This is a genomic window from Curtobacterium sp. PhB146 (genome assembly GCF_004342995.1).
Classification (GTDB): Bacteria; Actinomycetota; Actinomycetes; order Actinomycetales; family Microbacteriaceae; genus Curtobacterium.
Genome location: NZ_SMBN01000001.1, coordinates 109,226 through 125,357 on the forward strand (window position 1 = coordinate 109,226; position 16,132 = coordinate 125,357).

Below are 16,132 nucleotides of genomic sequence, written 5' to 3' on the forward strand. Positions count from 1 at the left end.
TCAGCCCTTCGTCGGCGTGGGCGTCGGTGTCGCGCTCCGCGTGCGGGACGGCGTCGCCCTCGGCGTGGGGGTCGGGGTTGGCGTCGCCTCGGTGGCACCGGCCGCGGTGACCACGAAGGTGCGGAAGTCGTCGTTCGTGATCGGCGACGTGAGCTCGTACTGCTGCCCGTTGACGAGCACCAGCGGCGTGCCGGGGAAGTCGCTCAGGGTCGACCCGGGGATGTCGCCGCCGGACACCGCGGTCGTCTGCTCGTCGACCCACTTGCTGTAGTCCTGGTCGGCGATGCAGCTCGTGACGGCCCGGCGGTCCTGCAGGCCGGAGACCCCGGTGACGACCTTGGTGAGCTGCGCGTCGGTGAGCCCGGGTGTGCCTTCTTCCGGCTGCTCGGCGTAGAGCGCCTTGTTGACCGCGTAGAACTGGTCCGGCGAGTGCTCGGCGACGCAGGCCGCGGCGTTCGCGGCGCGCAGTGAGTACTTCGTGCCCTGCGACCGGTTCGACAGGACCGCGAGCGGGTGGATGTCGACGGTGGCGGCGCCGGAATCGACGAGGCTCTCGATGTAGTCGCCGTTGGCCTGTTCGAACTCGCCGCAGGTCGGGCAGAGGTAGTCGACGTACAGCGTGATGCGCACCGTGCCCGCACCAGCGGTCGCCGAGGCGCTCGGCGACGCACTGCTCGACGCGGTCACGGGCTTGAGCCCCTCGCCGAGGGTGATGCCGCCCTGCGACATGCTCGAGGGCCCGGGGCCTGCTGGCTTCACGGAGTCGACCAGGACGAGCGTGACGACGGCGGCCGCTGCGAGCAGGACGACGCCGAGTCCGATCTGGAGTCCGAGCCGGGTTCCGCGCTGGCGGCGCTTCTGCTGTGTCCTGTGGCGCTGCGCTCGCTGTCGGGCGGCTTCGCGGCGCTCGTTCCGCGCGGCGCGGGCGTCACCCTCGGGGCGGTTGGTCATCGGTGCGTCGTCCTCCTGATCGGCGTCCGCACGACCTACCCCCGCTCGGCGGACGGACCCGGCGATTGTAGTGGGCCGCTCTGGGAACCACCCAACCACGCTCTGGGAACCGACCGGCCAGGGGGAAAACACTGGCGCACCCGCGAGAACTCGTGTTGTATGAACCTCGATGGTCGACGACGACCATCCGGGGCCCTCGCGGGCTGACCGCTTCACTCGGATCGTCCGGCACGTACCTGCCGGTGAAGAAAGGACCGAACGCTCATGGCGTCCGTCACCTATGACAAGGCAACCCGTCTCTACCCCGGAGGCAACCGTCCCGCGGTCGACTCCCTCGACCTGGACGTCGCCGACGGCGAGTTCCTCGTCCTCGTCGGCCCCTCGGGTTGTGGCAAGTCCACCTCGCTCCGCATGCTGGCCGGCCTCGAAGAGGTCAACTCCGGTCAGATCCGCATCGGCGACCGCGACGTCACGGACGTCCCGCCGAAGGACCGCGACATCGCGATGGTGTTCCAGAACTACGCGCTGTACCCGCACATGACCGTCGCCGAGAACATGGGCTTCGCGCTCAAGATCGCCGGTGTCGGCAAGGACGAGCGCGCCACCCGCGTGCAGGAAGCCGCGAAGCTCCTCGACCTCGAGGACTACCTCGGCCGCAAGCCGAAGGCGCTCTCCGGTGGTCAGCGTCAGCGCGTCGCGATGGGCCGTGCGATCGTCCGTCAGCCGCAGGTGTTCCTCATGGACGAGCCGCTGTCGAACCTCGACGCCAAGCTCCGCGTCCAGACCCGTACGCAGATCGCGTCGCTCCAGCGTCGTCTCGGCGTCACCACGGTCTACGTCACGCACGACCAGACCGAGGCACTGACCATGGGTGACCGCATCGCGGTGCTCAAGGACGGCATCCTGCAGCAGGTCGGCACGCCGCGCGACCTGTACGAGAAGCCGAACAACGTCTTCGTCGCGGGCTTCATCGGCTCGCCGGCGATGAACCTGCTGCCGGCCGACGTCGTCGAGGGCGGCATCAAGTTCGGCACGCTCAACCACGCGATCGACCGCGACACGCTCTCCAACGCGCGTTCCGCCCAGATCACCGTGGGCATCCGCCCCGAGGACGTCGTCGTGGCGCAGTCGGGCGAGGGCCTGCCGGTCACGGTCGACGTGGTCGAGGAACTCGGCGCCGACGGCTACCTCTACGGTCACGCCGACGTCAAGGGCACGCGCGTCGACATCGTCGCCCGCGTGGACGGCCGTTCGCACCCGTCGATCGGCGACACCATCGTGGTGACGCCGAAGTCGGGCCACGTGCACGCCTTCGACACCGAGTCGGGCGAGCGCCTGGACGACAAGGCCGTCGTCAGCGCGTAACCGAAGCGCACTCCCCGAGAGCCCGCGCCGCCTCACAAGGGCGGGTCGCGGGCTCTCGGCTGTCCCCCACGACACCGAAGGATCCACCGTGCCCGACTCGATGTCCATCACCGCAGCCACCGTCGACCCCGGCCTGCTCGACCTGCCGTGGGACCTGCCGCTGGCGGACTGGCCGGACGAGACCATCGTGGCCCTGCCGAAGGGCATCTCACGGCACCTCGTGCGCTTCGTGCACCTGAGTGGGTACGTCGCCGCCGTGAAGGAGACCGGCGAGGAGATCGCGCGCTCCGAGTACGAGATGCTCCGCACGCTGCAGCGCATGGACGTGCCGTGCGTCGACCCCGTCGCCGTCATCACCGGTCGGGTCGACGCAGACGGTGAGCAGCTGCACCCCGTGCTCGTGACCCGGCACCTGCGCTTCTCGCTGCCGTACCGCGCGCTGTACTCGCAGACCCTGCGCCCGGAGACCGCGACCCGTCTCGTCGACGCCCTCGCGCTGCTGCTCGTCCGACTGCACGTCATCGGCTTCTACTGGGGCGACGTGTCGCTCTCGAACACGCTGTTCCGTCGCGACGCGGGCTCGTTCGCCGCGTACCTGGTCGACGCCGAGACCGGCAAGCTCTACCCCGGCGGGCTGTCGAACGGGCAGCGCGAGAACGACCTCGAGGTCGCGCGCGTGAACATCGCCGGCGAGCTCCTCGACCTCGAGGCCGGCGGGCGTCTCGACGAGAACGCCGACCCGGTGGACGTCTCCAACCGGATCGTGGCGCAGTACCGGATGCTCTGGACCGAGCTCACGGGCACCGAGCAGTTCGACATCAAGGAACGCTGGCGCATCAACGACCGCGTCGAGCGGCTCAACGAGCTCGGCTTCGACATCGAGGAGCTCTCGATCCACACGACCGAGGGCGGTTCGCAGGTGCGGATCCAGCCGAAGGTCGTCGACGCCGGACACCACCAGCGACGCCTGCTGCGGCTGACCGGCCTGGACGCCGGCGAGAACCAAGCCCGACGCCTGCTCAACGACCTCGACTCGTACCGGGCACGCAACGGCCGCGACGAACTCGACGAGGAGATGGTGGCGCACGAGTGGGTCTCGCGGGTCTTCGAACCCGTGGTCCGCTCGATCCCCCGTGACCTGCGCGGTCGCCTCGAACCCGCGGAGGTCTTCCACGAACTGCTCGAGCACCGCTGGTTCATGTCGCAGGAAGAGGAGCGGTCGGTCTCGCTGCCCGAGGCCACCACGGCGTACATCAACGACGTGCTGCGCCACCGCCGCGACGAGCGCCTGCTCATCAACCCGCCGACGTCGTCGATGACGCTGCCGATCCCCGTGGTCGACGACGCCGAAGCCGCAGACGACGAGTCCGACGTCCAGGACTGGCGCACCACCGTCTGACGCGGTCCCCGGTCGGTCACGACACCCCGCCGGGTGGGTGCCGACTGGTCACAGACCGTCGCCGGCGGCGTCGCGCAGCGACGACACGCGACCACCCGGAGGACACCGGCCGACATGTCGTGACCGTTCGGGGTCCGTGAACGCGACCGCCTGGAGGCCCGGCGCGCGTCCCGGAGACCGGCGCCGGCCCTCCAGACCGTCACGCCTGCACCGCCGGTGGTGCCGTTGGACGTCGAGCGGTCGCCCGACACCCCGCCAGGTGCACGTCGGCCGGTCACGGACGGTCGCCTACGGCGTCGCGCGGCGACGACTCGTGACCACACGGCGGGCATCATCCGACGTGTCCTGACCCGTCGGGCCTGACCCGGCCGGCACCGCACGCAGGAACGGCCGCCTCCCACGAGGGGAGGCGACCGTTCCTGCGGACGAAGCGCCGCGGCTACTCGGCGCGACGGCGCCGGGCGACCTCCCACAGGGTGACGCTCGCGGCGATGCCGGCGTTGAGGGACTCGGTCGCACTCGAGATCGGGATCGACACGATCGCGTCGCATGTCTCGGTGACCAGGCGCGACAGCCCCTTGCCCTCGGAACCGACGACGATCACGATCGGGCGGTCGGCGAGCGCGAGGCCGTCGAGCTCCACGTCGCCGTCGCCGTCCAGACCGAGGACGAACAGGCCCATCGACTTGAGGGACTTCAGCGTCTGGGTGAGGTTCGGGGCCATCGCGACGGGCGTGCGGGCCGCGGCGCCGGCTGAGGTCTTCCACGCCGACGCGGTGACGCCGACCGAACGACGCTGCGGCACGATGACGCCGTGTCCGCCGAACGCGGCGGTCGAGCGGATGATCGCACCGAGGTTGCGGGGGTCGGTGATGCCGTCGAGCGCGACGAGCAGCGGGACCTGGTCGCGCGAGAAGGCCTGCTCGACGATGTCCTCGGACACGGCGTACTGGTACGCGGGCACCTTGAGCGCGACGCCCTGGTGCACGCTGTCGTGGCCGGTGATGCGGTCGAGCTCGGGGCGCATGAGCTCGATGATCGGCACGCTGCGGTGGTTCGCGAGCGTCAGGATCTCCTTGACGCGGTCGTCGACCTCGATGCGCGACGCGATGTAGAGCGTCGTCGACGGGGTCTTCGTGCGCAGCGCCTCGAGCACGGAGTTGCGGCCGGTCACGAGCTCGGAGTCATCGGTCTTCCGGGCCGGCGGACGACCGGTGCGGCCCTGCGGGGTGCTCGAGGAACCGTGGCGGCCCTTGGCTGCCTCGAAGCGGTCCTTCGCCGCCTTGCGCTTGCCGGCGGGGTGGTACGGCCGGTCCTCGGCCTTCGGGGTCGGCTTGCGACCCTCGAGCGCCTGGGCACCCTGACCACCGGAACCCACCTGCTTGTTGCCCTTGCGACCGGTGCGGACGGCGCCGGGCCGACCCTTCTTGCTTCCCGAGACGTTCTTCATGCGTAGCTCCTGTTCGGCACTGCCGTGTTCAGGCGATGCTCCAGCGTGTTCCGGACGGCGTGTCCTCGATCGTGATGCCCGCGGCGGCGAGGTCGTCGCGCACGCGGTCGGCCGCAGCGAAGTCCCGTGCTGCCCTGGCGTCCGCGCGCTCCTGCACGAGGCGTTCGACGAGAGCGGCGAGCGGGCCTGCCGAGGTGTCCTGACCGCCCCCCGACCAGTGGGCGGCTCGCGGGTCGATGCCGAGGACCTCTACCATGGCGGCCACCTGATGGTACGCGACCCCGAGCGTTTCCGCATCGTCGGCGTCCAGGGCAGCGTTGCCGGTGCGCACGGTCTCGTGCAGGACGGCCAGCGCCTGGGGCACCGCGAGGTCGTCGTCCATCGCGGCGGCGAAGACGTCCGGCACGGCGGGGGCGTCGGCGAGGTGCACGCCTTCGAGCCGCACCTCGGCCCGCTGCAGGAACCCGTCGACGCGGTCGTACGCGGCCTCGGCCTCGGCCAACGAGCCGTCGTGGTGGTCGATCGAGGAGCGGTAGTGCGCGGCGCCCAGGAAGTACCGCACCACGACCGGACGGGCAGCGGCCAGGAAGTCGGCGGCGAAGATCGAGTTGCCGAGCGACTTCGACATCTTCTGGCCCTCGACCGTGACGAGCCCGTTGTGCAACCAGTACGACGCGAACGGGTCGCCCGCTGCGGTGGACTGCGCGAGCTCGTTCTCGTGGTGCGGGAACCGCAGGTCGAGTCCGCCGCCGTGGATGTCGAACGCCGGACCGAGGTACCGCCGCGACATGGCGGAGCACTCGATGTGCCAGCCCGGACGACCGGGGCCCCACGGGGAGTCCCACGACGCGGTCGACGGCTCGCCGGGCTTCGCACCTTTCCAGAGCGCGAAGTCGCGGGCGTCGCGCTTGCCACGGGGGTCGGCGTCGGCGGCCTCGACCATGTCCTCGCGACGCTGCCGGGTGAGCGCCCCGTAGGACTCCCAGCTGCCGGTGTCGAAGTAGACGTCGCCCGAGTCGTCGGCGGCGACGTAGGCGTGACCGCGGTCGACGAGCTTCGTGATGATGTCGTGCATCTGCGGCACGCTCGCTGTTGCCCGCGGCTCGTAGGTCGGGGGCAGGATGCCGAGGGCGTTGTACGCGGCGGTGAACTCGAGCTCGACGCGGTAGGCGCGGGCGAACCACGCTTCGTCGGTGCCGGCGGCCAGGTCGAGCACCTTGTCGTCGATGTCGGTGACGTTCCGCACGAGAGTGACGCGCAGACCGCGGTACGTCAGCCAGCGGCGCCAGATGTCGTACACCAGGGCCGAGCGCAGGTGTCCGATGTGCGGCGACGACTGCACCGTCGGACCGCAGACGTAGACGCTGACCTGTCCGTCGACCAGGGGGACGAGGTCGACGACGGCTGCGGCGCGGGAGTCGTAGAGGCGAACGGTCACGATCCCAAGCCTAGGACGTCAGGCCGGTCGGGTGACGGCCGTGGCGATCGCGGCGAGCCCCTCGCCCCGGCCGGTGAACCCGAGGCCGTCGGTCGTCGTGCCGGACACCGCGACGGGGGCACCGACGACGGCGGACAGGGCGTCCTGCATCTCCGCACGACGGGCCCCGATGCGCGGCCGGTTCCCGATGACCTGCACCGTGACCGACACGGGTACGAGGCCGGCGTCGGCGAGCAGCCCGACTGCACCGCGGATGAAGACGTCCCCGGCGGCTCCGGCGTAGGCGGGGTCCGCGGTGCCGAACGTCCCACCGATGTCACCGAGGCCACCCGCGGAGAGCAGGGCATCGCACACCGCGTGCGCCACGGCGTCACCGTCGCTGTGCCCGGAGAGGCCGGGTTCGCCGGGGAAGTCGAGCAGGCCGACGCGGCACGGCGACTCGACGTCGAACGCGTGCACGTCGACCCCGAGCCCGAGCCGGACCGCCGAGGCACCGGGGTCGCCCGGGACCGTGGCGCGCGACCGGACGATCGACTCTGCTCGTCCGAGGTCCCACGGCGTCGTGATCTTGAAGGCATCGGCGTCACCCGGCACGAAGCGCACCGTGCCACCGGCCGCCTGGAACACGCCGGCGTCATCGGTCTCGGACTGCGTCGACACCGCGTACGCCCGTCGGAGTGCGTCGAGCGGGAAGCCCTGCGGCGTCTGGACCCCGACGAGCGCGGACCGGTCGACGGTCTCGACGACCACGTCGCCGGACACCCGCTTGACCGTGTCGGTGACGGGGAGCGCGGGGACGACGCCGTCACCGGTGTCGGTCGCGACCGAACCCTCGACCGCGTCGAACACCCGGTCGAACTGCGCGGCCGGCGTGAGGCACCGCGCCGCATCGTGCACCAGCACCGCGGTGACGGAGTCCGGCAGCACGCCCAGGCCGGCCTGGACCGAGCCGTGGCGATCCGTGCCTCCCGGAACCACCGCCGTGTACGCGACCGCAGCGCCCGCGACCGAGGCGACCACCTGACGGCAGTCCTCGAGCAGGGTCGACGGCGCGACCACGACGACCAGCGTCGGAGCCGACAACGTGAACAGCGGCTCGAGCGCCCGCGCGAGCATGAGCTGCCCCGCGACGGGCACGAACGCCTTCGCGGTGCCGATGCCGAGCCGGGTTCCGGACCCGGCTGCAACGACGACGACCGCCCGGTCCACCCCTTCGGGGAACCGTGCGGTCGTCGTGGTGTGCAGTGCGCTCAGGACGCGAGGACTTCGTCGAGGACGGTCGATGCCTTGTCCTCGTCGGTCTTCTCGGCCAGGGCCAACTCGGAGATCAGGATCTGCCGCGCCTTGGCCAGCATCCGCTTCTCACCCGCGGACAGGCCGCGGTCCTGATCGCGTCGCCAGAGGTCGCGGACGACCTCGGAGACCTTGATGACGTCCCCGGAAGCGAGCTTCTCGAGGTTCGCCTTGTACCGGCGCGACCAGTTGGTGGGCTCTTCGGTGAACGGCGCCCGGAGGACCTCGAACACCTTGTCGAGCCCTTCCTTGCCGATCACGTCGCGGACTCCGACCAGGTCGACGTTGTCCGCCGGTACCTCGATCGTCAGGTCACCCTGCGTGACCCGCAGTTTCAGGTAGACCTTTTCCTCGCCCTTGATGACGCGCGTCTTGACTTCAGAGATGGTTGCCGCCCCGTGGTGGGGGTAGACGACGGTCTCGCCGACCTCGAATTGCATGTATCAGGCTCCGTTCCCAGACTTCCAGTTTACCACAAGGGGTGTTCGGGTAAGGGGACCCTCAGCACTGGGCCTTCCCGGTGATCGCTAAGATGGAGCGGGACCGTCTGGTCCTCATCGACTTACGGAGGAATCTCTTGCGAGCTCGGGTACTCGTGTCCGTCGCCGTTGCGGCAACCATCGCGCTGGGCGCCACCGGGTGCGAGTTCATGTCGCCCGCGCACACCGTCGACATCAAGCAGATCACCGACGGCGTCAACGTCTCGACCGGCAAGGTCGACGTGCGGAACGCCATCCTCATCTCGGACGACGGCGAGGGCGCGCGGTTCATCGGCACGCTGGTGAACAACTCCGACACCGACGGCATCACCGTTTCGGTCGAGATCGGTGGCGACACCGAGACCGTGCTGGTGCCGGCGAACTCGCACGTCGACCTGGCGAACGACTCGCAGCACGACACCCTCGACTTCGACAGCGCGGACGCGAAGCCCGGCTCGCTCGTCAAGGTGTACTTCTCGTACCCCGACGCCGAAGGCGTCTCGGCCAACGTGCCGGTGCTGACCACCTCGCAAGAGGAGTACGCCACCCTCGCGCCGACCTCGACCCCCGAGCCGTCCGGCCAGATCACGCTGCCGGTCGAGACCCCGTCGGCCACGCCGACGGACGGCGAGTAGCCGCACCGCGCAAGCGCCACCGCGTCAGACAGGAGGCCCGGTGCGAGTCCCAGGGACTCGCGCCGGGCCTCCTGTCCGTCCGTCTCAGGCCTCGATGCGGTACCCGAGACCGCGGACCGTCACCAGGATCTCCGGGGTGGACGGCACGCGCTCGATCTTCGAGCGGATGCGCTTGATGTGCACGTCGAGCGTCTTGGTGTCGCCGAAGTAGTCGGAGCCCCACACCCGGTCGATGAGCTGCCCACGGGTGAGCACCCGGCCGGCGTTCCGGAGCAGCAGCTCGAGCAGCTCGAACTCCTTGAGCGGCATCGCCGTCTCCGACCCGTCCACCGACACCGTGTGCCGCTCGACGTCCATCCGGATGCCCCCGACCTGCAGGATCCCGCTGTCCGCCGGGTCGTCCTCGGTGCGTCGGCGCAGGACCGCACGGATGCGGGCCAGCAGCTCGCGCGTCGAGTACGGCTTCGTCACGTAGTCGTCCGCGCCGAGCTCGAGCCCGACGACGATGTCGACCTCGGAGTCCTTCGCCGTCAGCATGATGATCGGCGCGTTCGACCGGGTCCGGATCTGGCGGCAGACCTCGGTGCCGGAGAGCCCCGGCAGCATGAGGTCGAGGAGCACCAGGTCCGGGTTCTCCGAGTCGAACTTCGACAGCGCGGTCACGCCGTCGGCCGCGACGGAGGTCTCGTACCCCTCACGCTGCAGCAGGAACTCCAGGGGCTCGCTCAGGGCCGGCTCGTCGTCGACGATGAGGATCTTGGTCACGATGGCTGCTCTTCCAGTTGCTCTTCGAGTGCGGTGGTCAGTTCGGTGTCCGCCTCGGGCAGGCGGATGGTGAAGGTCGAGCCCTTGCCGGGCTGCGACCAGACACGGACGTCGCCGCCATGGTTGCCGACGACGTGCTTGACGATGGCGAGCCCCAGGCCGGTGCCGCCGGTGGCCCGTGACCGTGCCGGGTCGACACGGTAGAACCGCTCGAACACGCGGTCCAGGTCGGCCTCGGGGATGCCGACGCCCTGGTCGGTGATCGCGATCTCGACGAAGCCCTTCGCGGACCGGACGCCCACGCCGACGCGGGTGCCGTCGGGCGAGTACTTCACCGCGTTGGCGATGAGGTTCGAGACGGCGACCTGCAGCAGGCCCGGGTCGCCCATCACCCGGAGCTTCGACTTCTTCGCCCGGATGATCTCGATCGAGCGGGCGCGCGCGACGACCTCGTTCGCGTCGACCGCGGCCTGCACGATCTTGTCGACACCGGTCTCCTCACTGTTCTCCAACGCGTCGACCGACTGCAGCCGGGACAGCTCGATGATGTCCTTCGTCAGGGCGCCGAGCCGCTCGGACTCGGTGATGAGCTGCGCCGCGAACTTCTTGACGTGCTCCGGGTCGTCGGCCGCGATCACGAGGGTCTCGGACAGCAGGCCGATGGCGCCGATCGGGGTCTTCAGCTCGTGCGAGATGTTGGCGACGAAGTCACGGCGGACCTCGTCGATGCGCCGGCTCTCGGTCAGGTCGTCGGCCGTGATGAGGACGTACCGGTTGCCGAGCTGCGCGGCCCGGAAGCTGAGGTAGCCGATGAGCTCCCCGTGCCGTCCGCGCGGGAGCTCGAGGTCCTCCGCCCCCATCTCGCCGCTCTTGCGCACCCGGTCGACCAGGTCGAGGAGTTCCTGGTGCACGAGCCGGCGCCGCACGACGAGCCCGACGGTCAGCGCCTGGGGCGATGCGGCCACGACCGTGTTCGACGGGTCGATGACCACCGCCGGGTTGTGCATCGTCGCGATCACCGCTGCGACACCGTCCGGCAGGGTGCGTTCCGCCACGTCTGCTGCACGAGCCGTGCGCTCGGCGGTGATGATCAGCACCACGACGCCCGCGCCGAAGACCCCGCCGAGGAGCATCGACAGTGGCACGAGCCACGCGTTGTCCATGCCGCCAGTGTAGGGATGGTCATGCGGGGTTCCGGTACCGTTCACCCGTCCCGGAAGGCCGGATCGCGAAGCGTTCAGCCCCACGTCACCGTTCGTTCACCTGGGCTGACGACACTCGTCCGGTACGCAGAGAGAGGTACTCCCCCATGCGCGAAGTCTTCCAGCAGGAACTCCAGGACGTCCAGGAGCGACTGACCGAGATCGCAGGACTCGTCGAGTCCGCCATCACCCGGGCCACCCAGGCCTTCAGCGACTCCGACGTCGCCCTCGCCGAGGAGGTGATCGCGGACGACCAGAAGATCGACGAGGCCGCCAACAGCCTCGACGAGATCGCCATCGACATCCTGGCCCGCCAGGCTCCGGTCGCCCGCGACCTGCGCGTCGTCGTCACCGCCCTGCGCGTGAGCTCCTCGCTCGAGCGCATGGGCGACATGGCCGAGCACATCGCGCAGCTCGCCCGCCAGCGCTTCCCCGAGAAGGTCGTGCCGAAGGGACTCCGCGGCACCTTCAAGGAGATGGGCAAGCACGACGTCGCGATGTCGCAGAAGCTCACGCGGCTGCTCGCGACCGAGGACATCGCGCTGGCCGCGGAGATCCGCGACGAGGACGACGCCGTCGACGAACTGCACGCGAGCGTGTTCGACTTCGTGCTCGGCGAGGCGTGGAAGGGCGGGCCGATCGACACCGTCGACGCCACCCTGGCCTCCCGCTACCACGAGCGCTTCGCGGACCACGCGGTATCGATCGCCAAGAAGGTCGAGTACCTGGCGACCGGCGACTGGACCGGCGCCTCGAGTTCGACCGCCGCGGTCTGAGCGCCGTGGTCTGACCGCGGTTGCGCGGTCTGCGAGGATCGAGGCATGGCTCAGGTCGCGATCATCGTCAACGGCATGCCCGGTTCCGGCAAGAGCACGATCGGCGCTGCGCTGGCCGAGGTGCTCGGCTGCCCGTTCCTGTCGAAGGACCGGATCAAGGAGCCCCTCGCCGACATCGTCGGGCCGATGATCGCGTCGCGTCCGCTCGGTGGCATCGCGATGGAGACCATGTGGTCGATGACGCGGGCCGTGGAGAACGGGGTCGTCCTCGACGCCGTCTGGCTCCCGTCACGCGATCGCGACCTCCTGGAGGCTGGGCTCGCGTCCGCCGGGTCGCCTCGCGCCGTCGAGGTGTGGTGCGACACGGACCGCGCCGCCGCCGAAGATCGGCTGCACGACCGGTACGACCCGGGCACCGTCCCGGTGCGGCACGAGGTGCATGGGGACCTGGCCGGCGTGCTGGCCTTCTGGGACGAGCACGGCGACGACGCGCAGCCGGTCGGGCTGCCGGGCGTCCCGGTAGTCCGCGTCGACACGACGAAGCCCTACGACGTCGGTGCCCTCGTGCAGGAGATCGCGTCGCACTTCGTCTGACCAGCCGAGGCTCGAGGAGCCGACCGCCCCGCCGAAGCGACACGTCGTCGGCGCGGTGATCCGTTCCTCCCGGCAGAGCGACAGGAGTCGGCGGAACGTTCGCGGCACACTGTCGCTTTCGCGGCCACACCAGGCAGAACGACGAACGCCCCGCCCGGAGACCGGACGGGGCGTTCATGCGTGCGGTGCTACTTCTTGGCGCCCTGGGCAGCCACGGCGGCAGCGCCGGCGGCAGCGGCCTCGGGGTCGAGGTAGTACGCCGGCTTCGTCGGACGGAAGTCGTCGTCGAGCTCGTACACCAGCGGGATGCCCGTCGGGATGTTCAGCCCGGCGATGTCGTCGTCGGAGATGTCGTCGAGGTGCTTGACGAGCGCGCGGAGCGAGTTGCCGTGGGCGGTGACCAGCACGGTCTTGCCCTCGCCCAGGTCCTTCGTGATGTCCGACTCCCAGTAGGGCAGCAGCCGGTCGATCACGAGCTTGAGCGACTCGGTGCGCGGCAGCTCGTCGCCGAGGTCGGCGTAGCGGCGGTCACCGGCCTGCGACCACTCGGCGCTGTCGGCGATGGGGGGCGGCGGGACGTCGAACGACCGGCGCCACTCCATGAACTGCTGCTCGCCGTACTCGGCCAGCGTCTGGGCCTTGTCCTTGCCCTGCAGGTCGCCGTAGTGGCGTTCGTTGAGGCGCCAGTCGCGCTTGACCGGCAGCCAGGCGAGGTCGGCCTGGAGCAGCGCGATGTCGGCCGTCTGGATCGCGCGGGTGAGGAGCGAGGTGTACAGGACGTCGGGGACGATGCCCGATTCGGCGATGAGGTCGCCGGCGCGCTTCGCCTCCTTCTCGCCCAGCTCGCTGAGCCGGACGTCGACCCAACCGGTGAACAGGTTCTTCTGGTTCCAGTCACTGTTTCCGTGACGGAGCAGGACGAGCGTGGAGGTCATGCTCCCGAGTCTACCGAGCGTCGGCAGGCCCGTACCCTTGACGTCATGCCCATCGGGAACGTGACGCGCGGGACGACCGGGTACAACCGGCTCCGCCGTGTCGACCGGTGGATCGCGTCGCTGCCGGCGCTCCGCAAGGCCGACGACCCGCTGGTCGCCGACGTCGGGTACGGGGCCTCGCCGACGACGACGCTCGAGCTGCGCGACCGTCTGGCCCTGGTGCGTCCGGACGTCGAGGTCACCGGCATCGAGATCGAGCCGGCACGCGTGGCGTTCGCGAACGCGGGCACCCGCGACGGTGTGACGTTCCGGCTCGGGGGCTTCGAGACCCCCACCCCCGGGCAGCGCCGACCGGCCGTGATCCGGGCGTTCAACGTGCTGCGGCAGTACGACGAGTCCGCCGTGGTGGGGTCGTGGCGGATCATGCAGGACCGGCTGCAGCCCGGCGGCGCGCTGGTCGAGGGGACGTGCAACGAGGTCGGGCGGGTGGCCTCGTGGGTGACGCTCGACGAGCACGCACCGGTGTCGTTCACGGTGTCGCTGCGGCTCGCCGGACTCGACGTGCCGTCGATCGTCGCCGAACGGCTGCCGAAGGCGCTCATCCACCGGAACGTGCCGGGTGAGCGGGTGCACGCGTTCCTGCGAGACCTCGACCTGTCGTGGGCGGTGGCGGCGCCGCTCGGCACGTACGGGCCCCGGCAGCGGTGGATCGCCACCGTGCGGGGCATGCGCGACCGCGGGTGGCCGGTGCTGCACGGGCCGACGAGGTGGCGGCTCGGCGAGCTCAGTGTGCCGTGGGCCGCGGTCGAGCCCGCCTGACGGGGGCGGCGGCGGCGCGGCGGCGGGACTGCGCCATGGCGGCGGCGCATTCGCGACGATCCACGAGTCGATCACCGCGTGCACTGTCGGAAGATGCACACGCACACGATACGTGCGCATCACCCGACGGAACACCAGTCGATCAACGCGTGGACTGTCGGAAACCTGCGCACACACCAGGCGACCGACGACCGGCGGACGGAGCCTACGAGCGCTTGACGGCTCCGAGCCGGGGCAGCCGCGGGACGTTCGCCGTGGCGCCGGCCTCCGGCGGGACGATGGTCTCCTGCGCCGCCGTCACCACGACGTCGTCGGCGATGAGCGTCAGCGTCGCGGTGGGGTCGAGGGAACGCTTGACCACGGCCAGTCCGATCGGGCCGAGCTCGTGGTGGACCGCCGAGGCCGACAGTCGCCCGACTTCCTTGTCGCCGAGCATCACGGGCGTGCCCGGAGCCGGCAGCACGGCGTCGGAGCCGTCGAGGTGCAGCTGCACGACCCGACGCGGCGGGTGGCCCAGGTTGTGCACCTTCGCGACGGTCTCCTGCCCGCGGTAGCAGCCCTTCGTCAGGTGCACGGCGGAGCGGAGCCAGTCGAGCTCGTGCGGGATGGTGCGCTCGTCGGCGTCGGACAGCGTCGGACGCCAGGCGGCGATCCGCAGTGCCTCGTACGCGAGCAGCCCCGCGACGGGTTCGTCCGACGCAGCGATCGCGGCCGAGGTGCCGGGCGTGACCACGGCGACGCGGAGGGTCCAGTCGGAGCCGGGGTGGGCCTCCTGGGCGGCGTAGCTCCACCCACCGGGCGTGACGGCTGCCCACGGGTCGACCCACTCGACGACGGGCGGGTCCGGCAGGACGGTCGACGCGAACGGGGCGGCCTCGCCGAACCAGCCGAGGGTCGCGAAGTCGGCCGAACGGTCGGCGACCTCGACCCGGAGCATGAAGCGCATCGAGTCGAGCCAGGCGGCGAGCGGTGCGGCGTCCTGCGACTCGGTGAGGAGCCACACGACCGCACCGTCGTCGACCACGCGGGCGGCGTGCTCGACCCGGCCGGACTGGTCGAGGACGAGGGTCTCGGTGCTGACGCCGGTCGGCAGGCCGGTCAGCTGCTGCGAGGTGATCGAGTTGAGCCACGACAGGCGGTCCGGGCCGGAGACGGTGACCACGCCGAGACCGAGCTCGACGACCGCGCGGCCACGGGCCAGCAGCCGTTGCTCGCCCAGGGGGTTGCCGAAGTGGGCTGCGGGCGCGCCGGGCGCATCAGATGCCGCGACGAAGCCGTCGCGCACCGCGAACGCCGACATCAGTCGACCTTCGCGAGCTGCCCCGAGGCGTGCGAGGTGAGTTCGCGACCGAGGGCGGCGATGTCCCACGCCCAGAACAACTTGCCCTCGACCAGGCCGTACAGGCGGGTCGCGGCGGAGTAGTCCTTCGCGTTCGGCGAGCGCATCACGGCGTCGGTGGCCAGGTCGATCCGGCCCTTGAGGACGCGGCCGACGTAGAGCTCGTTGACGCCCGTCGGGTGCACGATCGCGGCCTCGACGTCGAAGCCGTCGGTGGTGTTGCGCAGCGCCTCGACGCTCTCGACGGTGGTGAACGGCGTCGGTCCCTCGCCCAGGAGCATCGCGGGTCCGCGGTCGCCGGGTTCGGTCGGACGGTCGATCCGCCAGTAGCCCATCTCGGCGGCGAGCGGGGTGTGGTCGTCGTCGAGCAGCCAGGTCGTGGACGAGTAGTTGAGGTACGGCAGGCCGTCGTGGCTGAAGCTCACGCGCTGGCCGAACTCGTAGGTGCGTGGTGCCTCTTCGTCACCGACGGGGTACTCCACGACGCCGGTGCCCTCCCAGACGCCGACGAGCCACGACAACGGGACCAGTTCGGGCGCCAGGCCCTCGGGGAGCTCGATCAACGCTGACCCTTGAACAGCTTCACGACGACGACGACCGAGATGAACGCGATCGCGAGCGACGCCAGGCCGAGGAGGCCCACGTAGAACAGCTCGAGCGCAAGCAGCGAATCCATGCCCCGGAGTCTACGC

General features: G+C 70.5%; 16 protein-coding genes. 6 read left to right on the forward strand and 10 right to left on the reverse strand.

What is annotated here, in order from left to right:
- A complete protein-coding gene (locus EDF33_RS00550; RefSeq protein WP_132099059.1) occupies window positions 1–951 on the reverse strand; it encodes a thioredoxin domain-containing protein in 951 nt (316 codons plus the stop codon).
- Window positions 952–1,215: 264 nt separating this feature from the next.
- Here EDF33_RS00550 and ugpC point away from each other — a divergent pair, with 264 nt between their 5' ends.
- Both ugpC and EDF33_RS00560 read left to right on the forward strand, forming a co-directional pair.
- On the forward strand, window positions 1,216–2,316 hold the full coding sequence (gene ugpC, locus EDF33_RS00555; protein ID WP_123293301.1) for a sn-glycerol-3-phosphate ABC transporter ATP-binding protein UgpC: 1,101 nt from the start codon (window positions 1,216–1,218) through the stop codon (window positions 2,314–2,316).
- Between the two features lie 88 nt (window positions 2,317–2,404).
- Window positions 2,405–3,715: a DUF4032 domain-containing protein gene (locus tag EDF33_RS00560; protein WP_132099060.1), complete on the forward strand. Its 1,311-nt coding sequence runs from the start codon at window positions 2,405–2,407 to the stop codon at window positions 3,713–3,715.
- Between the two features lie 439 nt (window positions 3,716–4,154).
- Here the strand turns inward: EDF33_RS00560 and rlmB are convergent, their stop codons facing one another.
- Genes rlmB through EDF33_RS00580 form a run of 4 tightly spaced genes read right to left on the reverse strand, consistent with a single transcriptional unit; the run spans window position 4,155 to window position 8,336 of the window.
- Complete coding sequence (rlmB, locus tag EDF33_RS00565; protein WP_123936859.1) at window positions 4,155–5,165, reverse strand: 23S rRNA (guanosine(2251)-2'-O)-methyltransferase RlmB; 1,011 nt, start codon at window positions 5,163–5,165, stop codon at window positions 4,155–4,157.
- Window positions 5,166–5,193: 28 nt separating this feature from the next.
- Entirely contained in the window at window positions 5,194–6,603 is a 1,410-nt protein-coding gene (gene cysS, locus EDF33_RS00570; protein ID WP_132099061.1) for a cysteine--tRNA ligase, read from the reverse strand.
- Window positions 6,604–6,621: 18 nt separating this feature from the next.
- Window positions 6,622–7,812, reverse strand: a complete 1,191-nt coding sequence (ispD, locus tag EDF33_RS00575; protein WP_132099062.1) for a 2-C-methyl-D-erythritol 4-phosphate cytidylyltransferase — start codon at window positions 7,810–7,812, stop codon at window positions 6,622–6,624.
- A 41-nt stretch (window positions 7,813–7,853) separates the two neighbouring features.
- Window positions 7,854–8,336, reverse strand: coding sequence for a CarD family transcriptional regulator (locus EDF33_RS00580; protein WP_017888066.1), 483 nt, complete (start codon window positions 8,334–8,336; stop codon window positions 7,854–7,856).
- A 155-nt stretch (window positions 8,337–8,491) separates the two neighbouring features.
- On the opposite strand from EDF33_RS00580, the gene EDF33_RS00585 reads away from it, so the two are divergent.
- On the forward strand, window positions 8,492–9,010 hold the full coding sequence (locus EDF33_RS00585; protein ID WP_123293297.1) for a DNA modification methylase: 519 nt from the start codon (window positions 8,492–8,494) through the stop codon (window positions 9,008–9,010).
- Window positions 9,011–9,094: 84 nt separating this feature from the next.
- On the opposite strand, the gene EDF33_RS00590 is transcribed toward EDF33_RS00585, so the two are convergent.
- Together EDF33_RS00590 and EDF33_RS00595 are read right to left on the reverse strand one after the other, a co-directional pair.
- Entirely contained in the window at window positions 9,095–9,775 is a 681-nt protein-coding gene (locus tag EDF33_RS00590; RefSeq protein ID WP_111085241.1) for a response regulator transcription factor, read from the reverse strand.
- The gene (locus tag EDF33_RS00595; protein ID WP_111085243.1) at window positions 9,772–10,938 is read right to left on the reverse strand and encodes an ATP-binding protein; all 1,167 of its coding nucleotides are present in this window, start codon (window positions 10,936–10,938) and stop codon (window positions 9,772–9,774) included. The genes EDF33_RS00590 and EDF33_RS00595 overlap by 4 nt, the downstream gene beginning before the upstream one ends.
- A gap of 146 nt (window positions 10,939–11,084) precedes the next feature.
- Between EDF33_RS00595 and phoU the strand changes: the two genes are divergently transcribed.
- Together phoU and EDF33_RS00605 are read left to right on the forward strand one after the other, a co-directional pair.
- Window positions 11,085–11,753, forward strand: coding sequence for a phosphate signaling complex protein PhoU (phoU, locus tag EDF33_RS00600; RefSeq protein ID WP_123293296.1), 669 nt, complete (start codon window positions 11,085–11,087; stop codon window positions 11,751–11,753).
- Between the two features lie 45 nt (window positions 11,754–11,798).
- On the forward strand, window positions 11,799–12,347 hold the full coding sequence (locus EDF33_RS00605) for an AAA family ATPase (RefSeq protein ID WP_131921923.1): 549 nt from the start codon (window positions 11,799–11,801) through the stop codon (window positions 12,345–12,347).
- 188 nt (window positions 12,348–12,535) lie between these two features.
- Here EDF33_RS00605 and EDF33_RS00610 read toward each other — a convergent pair whose 3' ends face one another.
- The gene (locus EDF33_RS00610) at window positions 12,536–13,282 is read right to left on the reverse strand and encodes a phosphoglyceromutase (RefSeq protein WP_132099063.1); all 747 of its coding nucleotides are present in this window, start codon (window positions 13,280–13,282) and stop codon (window positions 12,536–12,538) included.
- 45 nt (window positions 13,283–13,327) lie between these two features.
- Here EDF33_RS00610 and EDF33_RS00615 point away from each other — a divergent pair, with 45 nt between their 5' ends.
- Window positions 13,328–14,101 carry a class I SAM-dependent methyltransferase gene (locus EDF33_RS00615; protein ID WP_132099064.1) on the forward strand — a complete coding sequence of 258 codons (774 nt, stop codon included), beginning with the start codon at window positions 13,328–13,330 and terminating at the stop codon, window positions 14,099–14,101.
- A 205-nt stretch (window positions 14,102–14,306) separates the two neighbouring features.
- On the opposite strand, the gene EDF33_RS00620 is transcribed toward EDF33_RS00615, so the two are convergent.
- Window positions 14,307–15,401 carry a folate-binding protein YgfZ gene (locus tag EDF33_RS00620; RefSeq protein ID WP_132099065.1) on the reverse strand — a complete coding sequence of 365 codons (1,095 nt, stop codon included), beginning with the start codon at window positions 15,399–15,401 and terminating at the stop codon, window positions 14,307–14,309.
- Window positions 15,401–16,003, reverse strand: coding sequence for an FABP family protein (locus EDF33_RS00625; protein WP_123293291.1), 603 nt, complete (start codon window positions 16,001–16,003; stop codon window positions 15,401–15,403). The genes EDF33_RS00620 and EDF33_RS00625 overlap by 1 nt, the downstream gene beginning before the upstream one ends.
- Between the last annotated feature and the right edge of the window lie 129 nt (window positions 16,004–16,132).